Raw genomic sequence first — 3400 nt, 5'->3', positions numbered from 1 at the left:
GATTATGTTGTCTTCGCAGTTATGTGACGTTCAGCCGCTGAGGTCTTATGAACGCTGGGGATTGGCGTTGCCCAACGTCACATAAGCTGGGCTAGAGTTGGGCGAGGAAGGTGAGCAGGTCAGGATTGTCCCGCCAGCGTTTCCTTCCGGTTGGTTGGTTTTGTTCACACATGCCGAGCGCTTTTGCTTTCATATCGAGGTCGGTCTCGGCGTAGACATTGGTGGTGTCGAGTGAGACGTGTCCAAGCCACGCGCGGATGGTGTTGATGTCCACTCCGGCGCGGAGTAGGTGGGTTGCGGTGGTGTGGCGGATGGTGTGCGGGCCGATTTTCTTCTTTTGCATTTCGGGGACGGATGTGGTCGCAGTTCGTGCATGGCGTGTGACGATGTCATGCACGCCGAAGCGTGTCAGCGGCTTGGCCGTACGGCTCAGGAACACGCGCTCATGATCCTCCCGCCCGCGTGTAAGCTCGCGCAGTGCAACGACGGTGGAAGCCCACAGCGGACAGAGGCGGACTTTATTTCCTTTGCCTTTCAAGCGCACCGACGACAGAGTGCCGCTGCCGGTGCCACACAGGGTCATATCGCCTATCTCCAGTTGCGCGGCCTCATCGGCACGCGCTCCGGAGTTGTAGAGGAACAGTAGCAGTACATGGTCCCTATGCCCAGCCTTCGTCGTGCGGTCGGGTGCGGCCAGCAGAGCATCGATTTCGTGTTTGTCGAGATAGCCGACAGCAACGCGTGTCGTGCGTTTGAACTCCACCGACCGCAGTTGTGCCGACCAGGCGAGATCCTCCGGGCTGCGCTGTCCGACGAAGGCAGCGAACGCATGGCAGGCCGCCAGCCGTTGATTGCGAGTGGAGATCGTGCATCCACGTTCCTCTTCGAGATGGCGCAGGAAGACCCGAACAAGATCGGCATCGATGTCGGCGATGAGAAGCCTGTCCGCCTTCTTCCGCACCTTGCCTGCCGCGAACACGATCAGAAGACGCAACGCATCCCGATAGCTCTGCTGTGTGTTCCGAGACAGGTTGCGATCATCGGGCAGATGCTCCAGCAGGAAGCGCCGCACCCAGGGGCCGAGAGTACGTTTATCATTCATCGCTGCCTCCGCATACATAGCGTTCGAAGCGACGGTTCGCCTCTCCCAGAAGCTCCGGCGTCATCGTCAGATAACGTTGCGTTGAGTGCAACTCAACATGACCGAGATAGGTCGACAGAGCAGGAAGCAGAGCCTGTGCATCGTCACCCTTTCGATACCACTCCGTCAGCCGGTGGACCGCGAAGGTGTGCCGGAGATCGTGGATGCGGGGCTGATAGGGGCTGCTCTCGTCCCGGCGAACGCCCGCGAGATTGCACAAGATCCGGAAGCGCTTTTCAACCACCTGACGTGGAACCTGCTTGTGTAAGCGGGATTGGAAGAGCGGTTGATCGTTGCGATCCACTCTCCCCGGCAACGCAAGATACGCCCGCAGATGTGCGTGAACATCCGCTCCAAGCGGAACCAGGCGTGACTTATAGAACTTCGTTCCCCGAACGGTGAGGATGCCATTGCCGAGATCGACATCGCCACCACACAACCGCAGCGCTTCACCGATGCGCATCCCCGTGCCGTAGAGCAGAAGCAGCAGAGCACGGAACGTGGATGCCGACATAAGGCACTCATCTCTCCGCTGGCAGCAAGGAACGGCAGAGAGCAACAGCCGCAACTCAGAGACAGAGTAAATATAGGGAACGAAGCTGGTTGTATACTTCGGGGCCGGTGGCGGTAGTGGTGCCATGCGCAACTCTTCTCGCACGCGCCAGTGCTTGAAGAAGACCCGCAACGTGCCGTACTTGTGCCGCCAAGTTGCAGGGCCAGTACGTGGGCCAGCCAGGAAGGATGACATCTGGTCCGGCGTAAGAGAGGAGAGTTCTATCTCCCCATGACTACGCGACAAGGCGCGGAGCACAGCGGCTGGGCTATAAAACTTTTCGCCCATCGCCTGACGCTTTGCGATGTATAGATCGATCGCTGCAGATAGTTTCATAGCAGACCTCCCAGATCGAAGTCCGCCACACGCCGCAACATGGTGATATCGACCTTGGCATAGATGCCCGTGGACATCGCGCTCCGATGCCCCAGCAGGTCGCCGATCTCCTTCAGCGACAAGCCCTCCTGTAGCAGATGCGTCGCGCAGGCATGACGCAGACTGTGCGGTCCGTTTCGTCGGCAGAGTATCCCCGCTGCCTTGAGCCGATGGCTTGTCAGCCTCCATAAGCTCGAAGTCTCGACACGCCGATGAGGCATATGAAGCGTCACGAACAGATGCCGACAGTCGGTGCGCGGCCGGGCCTTGGTGATGTACTCCAGGATCGCTTCGCCCACCTCGTTCTGCAGAGGGTATCGCTGCGTTCCGCCGCGCTTGGAGTGCGTCACCGCGAACGTCTCCGCCGACCAGTCGAAGTCGCTCAGCAGGAGACGCGACACTTCGCCGCTGCGCAACCCATAGATCGCGAACAACGACAGGATCGCTCTTGCACGGAGCGCGGAGGCGCTCTTGCCCTGGATGCCTGCGAGCAACCGCTGCACTTCCGTCCACGTCGGCCCTTCCGGTAGTCCCTCATGGACGTATCTCCGGGGGGCTGCGATCCCTTCCGCGATGCCGCATTTACACCATCCGCGCCGCTCGGCATGACGGAAGAAGGAGCGCAGTGCCTGTGCGGCCACCGTCACCGATGTCCGGTTCCAACGGGTACTGCCCTGCAGGATCAGGAACTCATCCACATCCTGAAGCCGCACACTCGCCAGACTAGGATGCTTTCCAGCTAACCACGTCAGGAAGCGCGAAGCCTTCCATTGATGCGAGCGCACCGACAGCGGCGATAGCCCCTGCTCCTCCGTCATCCACCGAGCGAAGTCCTCAAGGTGATCCGTGAACCATGGGCGTGGCGTGGGAGTCGACTTCAGCCTGCCCGCAAAGCGCAGCCAATTCTTCGCCACATACTCGAAGTAGCTCTGGGTCCGAACATAGCTGCGGGCCTTGGCATTTGCTCGCTGCTGTTCCCCCCAACGCCGTGCGGCCTCCTTGACCTCGCCCAGCTCGACATCTCGCAGCGTTTTCAGCTTGAGCAGATCGATGACATGCAACATCTGCCCAGACACATTCCGCAGCGCTACGCGGCTTGTCCCTCGTTCCTGCAAATACTTCAGAAAAGCCAACCGCTCCTCCAGTAACGGAGCGTCGCGGTGACGGTTGAGTGCAAACGGAAGTTCCAACAGCGTATCCAGCATGATCGGGGTCTCCTTGATCCCGGCTCATGCTAGCCCTTCGACTTATGTTGTCTTCAAAACCGCCATCCCCAGCGTTCACAGGGTCTCAACCGCTGAACGTCACATAACCGCGAGGACAACATAATC

General features: G+C 59.7%; 3 protein-coding genes. All 3 read right to left on the bottom strand.

From position 1 onward, the window contains the following. Positions 1–91: 91 nt before the first annotated feature. Positions 92–1102 carry a tyrosine-type recombinase/integrase gene (locus tag C4S68_RS22835; protein ID WP_103935438.1) on the bottom strand — a complete coding sequence of 337 codons (1011 nt, stop codon included), beginning with the start codon at positions 1100–1102 and terminating at the stop codon, positions 92–94. Then, positions 1095–1655, bottom strand: coding sequence for a tyrosine-type recombinase/integrase (locus C4S68_RS23325; protein WP_160115298.1), 561 nt, complete (start codon positions 1653–1655; stop codon positions 1095–1097). The genes C4S68_RS22835 and C4S68_RS23325 overlap by 8 nt, the downstream gene beginning before the upstream one ends. A gap of 371 nt (positions 1656–2026) precedes the next feature. Beyond that, positions 2027–3274, bottom strand: a complete 1248-nt coding sequence (locus C4S68_RS22825; RefSeq protein ID WP_103935436.1) for a tyrosine-type recombinase/integrase — start codon at positions 3272–3274, stop codon at positions 2027–2029. Positions 3275–3400: the final 126 nt, after the last annotated feature.

The sequence above is a fragment of the Bryocella elongata genome (assembly GCF_900108185.1).
Lineage (GTDB): Bacteria > Acidobacteriota > Terriglobia > Terriglobales > Acidobacteriaceae > Granulicella > Granulicella elongata.
The sequence above is the reverse complement of the archived record's forward strand: the minus strand, read 5'-3'. Positions and strand labels throughout refer to the sequence as shown.